At 33.4% G+C, this 4,993-nt stretch carries 3 protein-coding genes; all 3 read right to left on the minus strand.

The features are described 5' to 3' along the window. Positions 1-72 precede the first annotated feature (72 nt). The gene (locus F6K13_RS17810; protein WP_287287926.1) at positions 73-1,713 is read right to left on the minus strand and encodes an AAA-like domain-containing protein; all 1,641 of its coding nucleotides are present in this window, start codon (positions 1,711-1,713) and stop codon (positions 73-75) included. Between the two features lie 849 nt (positions 1,714-2,562). Continuing rightward, positions 2,563-3,675 carry a bifunctional diaminohydroxyphosphoribosylaminopyrimidine deaminase/5-amino-6-(5-phosphoribosylamino)uracil reductase RibD gene (gene ribD, locus F6K13_RS17815; protein ID WP_124155506.1) on the minus strand — a complete coding sequence of 371 codons (1,113 nt, stop codon included), beginning with the start codon at positions 3,673-3,675 and terminating at the stop codon, positions 2,563-2,565. 277 nt (positions 3,676-3,952) lie between these two features. Continuing rightward, positions 3,953-4,483 carry a cyclic nucleotide-binding domain-containing protein gene (locus F6K13_RS17820; protein ID WP_240038745.1) on the minus strand — a complete coding sequence of 177 codons (531 nt, stop codon included), beginning with the start codon at positions 4,481-4,483 and terminating at the stop codon, positions 3,953-3,955. Positions 4,484-4,993: the final 510 nt, after the last annotated feature.

Here is a 4,993-nt window from a genome sequence, read left to right on the forward strand (position 1 = left end):
TGTAAAAAGGATTATTGCTTAGAAGGCTGGTATCTATAAATTGACATAAATAAACTGTCGATCTTTTGATACTCAAGAATCTTGATAATTTAAAAATGAACTTAAAGTAACACAATCTCCTTGTTCTTGAGATTCAAATAAGGCTTCTTCTGCTGCTAAAAACAGACTACTATGTTCATTTTCGCTGGGAATTGTACAAGCAATTCCCATACTCATAGTTACTATAGAGTTAGGAAAATTAGTCCACATATCTCTGTCAGGAGATAATGTCAATTCTTTAATTTCTCGGATAATTATTTCAGCAATTTCTATTGCTTTTCTACCATCTATTTTCGGCAAAATCATTATAAATTGTTCATTTTCCTTGTTGAAATGTACATTGTGAATATCCTGTAAAATCAGAGATATTTTTTTTGATATAACTTGTAAACAATTATGACTAAATTTAGTTCCATATTGATTTTTATAAACTTGATAATTATCTATTTCACCTAATATCAAAGCAATCGGATAGTTTTCAGCAACTATATTATTCCATTCAATCTTAGTGTAGAAGTTAAAAAAATCATGGTTACTCATTTTAACAGAATTAATATTTGTAAAAACTTGTGGATTTTGATAATCTTGATTTTTGGTTTTTTCTGCCACAGTTCGATCACTTGTCTGCCCTAATTTTTGCCCTTGAAAATAGAGAGAATATAACTTACAGCAAGGAACACAAATATTTCCATCTATTTTGACTAATCCTAAATTTTCTAGTTGATAAGTAATCATCGGTTCCAATTGAATATTTGTTGGTTCTGTAATTAGCTGTGTAAATGTAGCTGCCAGTGTTGGTTGCTTTTGTAATACTATCCATAAACTGCGTAAATAATCACTATAAATTCCTCTCTGAGTAGGAGCATCTCTTAATAATTCTTCAAAAGTTAAATTGTGATGATATAAATTATCTAAAGCCAGATGTACTAAATAGGGATGCCCCCCTACTAAATTCATCAATTCTTGTATTTGTTCTTCTGGCAACTTCAGTCCATAACGTTGAGCAAAATCTTTAACTTGTTCTAGTGTAAATTCAGATAATTTAATGGGTAAACCAAGATTAAACGGTGATTGATTCACACTTAATGAAACATATATTTCAGTAGCATGAACTAACACTAATCGCAGTTTTTTCCAAATTTCTACTATCCGAGCTTGTTCATGCCAAAATCGTAATAATGGTAAAAAATCCTGGGTAATTTTAGTATATTTAAAGACGCAATTAACTTCTTTAAAAATCAACACTACAGGAGTATAAACTTCATGTAATAGTTCTTCAACAAAAATCGTACAACATACCTTATATCCTATATATTCGTCCCAATAATCATCTATATTATAAGTCGATTTTAGCTGCCTACTAAGATTAATACAAAACCAACGTAAAAATTTTTCTGTACTCTCAAAAACTGCTGTATCAGTCTGTAAAAAATCTATAGTTATGATTCGGTAATCTAAAGTTTTAGTGTAGTTAATCAATCGTAGTAGGAAAGAAGTTTTTCCCATTTGTCTAGGCCCTCTAATCCTAATCAAACTACCTGGAGTAGCAATTTCTTGATATGCACGTTCTTCGCAAGGTGGTCGCTCGATATAAAATCTGGAGTTAAGTGCTATGGGTGTTCCTGGATGATCTGGCCTGGGATCTATACTTTTTGAGTTAGGAATATATGTCATTAGATTTAAAAGATTATGTATACATTTATAGCAGTTTTCGCTTGATTAGACTACAGTTATATAGAGGATATATACAAGAATTATAATTTTTACTGCGTATTCCATCTTCCTGAAAACCGCTCTAATTTATATTCAGATATAGCTATTTAAAATAAGTCGTGAAAAATCAAAAAATAGATTATTTCTTTGTAGTTCCTGCCATCGTTTTCTAGTTCATAAATTATATGCATATTCTCTACAATATCCAAATCTAAGGTTGATTTTATTTGTATAAAGATAATATTATTTTATTTCGTATTTAAACCGTGAACTTGCCTCAATATCTACTTATATATCTTTCTTGATTACTAAAGACTTAATAATACTAATATTACCGGAAAATTGAGAACTTATATCATGTCCGGTTGAATACTTATAAATAAACAACGGAGGAGTCAGTCGGACCGAGTCAGGAGGAAATAAAGAATAAAGAGGAAGAAAAGGAGAAGTTTTTTTGAGCACTAATTATCCGGAGATGATATTACCGAATAATTAAGGTTTAAACTCTCTCCTTGGCTGCGCCGCGAGCTGTCGCTCTATCAGGAGAAATAAGCGGTCGTTAGCGCAGCTTCCCGTAGGGTGGGATGGCGATCTTCGGAGCCATATCCAATCAACCAAGAGAAGAAAAATTTTTCATGATTAGTCAATCCTTTTCTTTTCAAGGAGAGGTAATAATTAATAATTAATAATTAATTGTTGAAATACTTTAAGATCAATCATCAAAATGTTTGAATAATAATTTATCATGAATAAACTCTTTTCAACCTTCCCTTCTTTCCTCCTATCTTGCTTCCATCAAAGTATTAGTATTCAATCGAATATAATATAACCTGTCAATAAATAGTCACAACCAACAGCACAAATACTCACATTCTCTAACTCCACAGCTTCTGTCATTTTAATTAATCCTAAATCCCCTACAGGTGAAGGCGCTATTTGGCCACCAATAATTTTAGGAGCAATAAAAGCGCATATTTTCTGCACTGCACCATCAGCGATCGCCCTTGCTGCCAAAGTCCCCCCACATTCCCAAAGTACGGAAAGAAATCCGCGATCGTAGAGATTTGCCATCACCTTTGCCGGAGTCAATGATGAAACTTCTACTACTTCAACCCCTTTTTGTCTCAAATATTGCTGAAATTCTCGATTAGACTCTACTTCTGTAAACACTAAAGTATTAGCTTCATCAACATTCCATAAATTAGCCTCTGTAGGCAAATCTAGACTGCGACTCATAACCACCCGCAAAGGATTATCAACTTTACTGCTGCGACTCGTCAAAAGTGGATTATCTCGACGCACCGTATTGCCTCCAATAATCACAGCATCACAAGCAACCCGTAACTTATGTACTTCACTCCGCGCTGCGGGTGATGTCACCCATGCACTATGACCTGTAGTAGTAGCAATTTTGCCATCAAGAGTCATGGCATATTTCAAAATTCCAAAGGGTTTTTGGTGGAGTATTCGGTGAATAAAAGCTTCATTTAGTTGACGACATTCAGCTTCTAACACTCCGACCACTACTTGAATACCAGCTTCTCGTAATTTTGCAATACCACTACCTGCAACCAAAGGATTTGGATCGATCATTCCCACCACAACCTTTGCTACACCTGCTGCAATTAAAGCTTCCGTACAAGGTGGCGTACGTCCATAGTGATTACATGGTTCTAAACTCACATAAACAGTAGCTCCTTTTGCTTTTTCACCTGCCTCCTTGAGAGCAAGCACTTCTGCATGAGGATGACCTGCACCAGGATGAAACCCTTTTCCTACAATTTGGCTATTTTGAGCGATCACACAACCTACCATGGGATTAGGGGCAGTTTTACCTAAAGCTTGTTGGGCCATATCTAGACAATAACCCATGATTATCCGGTCGAATTTTTGTTGATTTTCACTTTGATCAAATTCTGACATCTTCAAATTTTTAGCTTCAAAGTACAAATTAAATATACATTTCCAGAAAAAAGGGAGTAGGAAGTAGGGGGAAAGAATTAATGAATAAGAGTGGGATAATTATAGCGGTTTTCACAAAGGTAGACTACAGACAAAATATAAGTATGTTTGAAGTTTAATAATTACAGACCTAATAGCTGTATTCTATGTTAATGAAAACCGCTATAATTTTATTTTTTATTATTGGAGATGTCTAATGAAGAAAGAGGGTCATTAATACTCCGCAAACGAGGGCATCTCAAAAAAAATTTGCTGATTGCTGAGGTGCTGACCGCTGAGGTGCTTCTTTAACTACTCCTAAGACTTCCATTAATGCTTCAAATCTAGACTTAGCTACGGCACTATTGTCTGCTAATGTTTCAGTATTATTATTCCCATAATTATCTTGATCAAGTAAATCTTGATGTTCACTAAAGCGGGTTACAGTACCGCGTAATCGAGTCGATAAAAACTTAGTAATTGCTCGATAAAATCTGAGATAAAATAATACATCTTGCTCTAATTTTTCATTTAATTTTTGTTTAGAGATAGACAGAATTAAAGTATTTTCTATCGCCTTTAAAGTAGCAGATGGTAATCGACCATCTACAAAAGACATCTCTCCCCAAATTTCACCAGAAGTAATAATACCTATTTCTTGATTTCCAACACCAGCTACATAAACTTTCATTGTGCCATATAGTGCAATATAAAGACCATCAATTGGTTGACCTTCATGGATTAATATAGTGTTAGTAGTAATTTTTTTCTTACTACCATTAGCAATCATCCAATCAATGTCATGATTGCTTAATTACCCTAAAATAGCTAACACTTTACTCATAGGATATTTGTTTAATAATACATATTTCTAAATGACTTAACTTAAGTATTTAACTGGACATAATACATTAAACCTGAAACGGCGATTCATTCCTACTACACAGATTTTACCAACATTAATACCAATTATCAAAAATAATACTATAAAAAGGAATTTGAAAATTTATGCCTACTAAGAGGCTGATAATCATATTTCCTACCCAATCTCTATCATGATTTTTATTCTTTTTTCTTCCTTACCTTTTTGCGAAATTGTTTGATGCAACAATTAGTACTAAATAACTCTAGGAAAACTTTTTTGCCTTAAGCAAGCTCCAGTAGAATGCCACCAGCATTCTAGTAATTTTATAAATCGAAGGGTTTGATAAGTTATCAATCGCCCTGATGAGCTTAATATTTTACCTATTTAGTTTACAATACTTCACAAAATTAGTTACTATAGTTTAAGATGAGGTTA

The organism is Okeania sp. SIO2B9, from assembly GCF_010672505.1.
Taxonomy (GTDB): domain Bacteria; phylum Cyanobacteriota; class Cyanobacteriia; order Cyanobacteriales; family Microcoleaceae; genus Okeania; species Okeania hirsuta.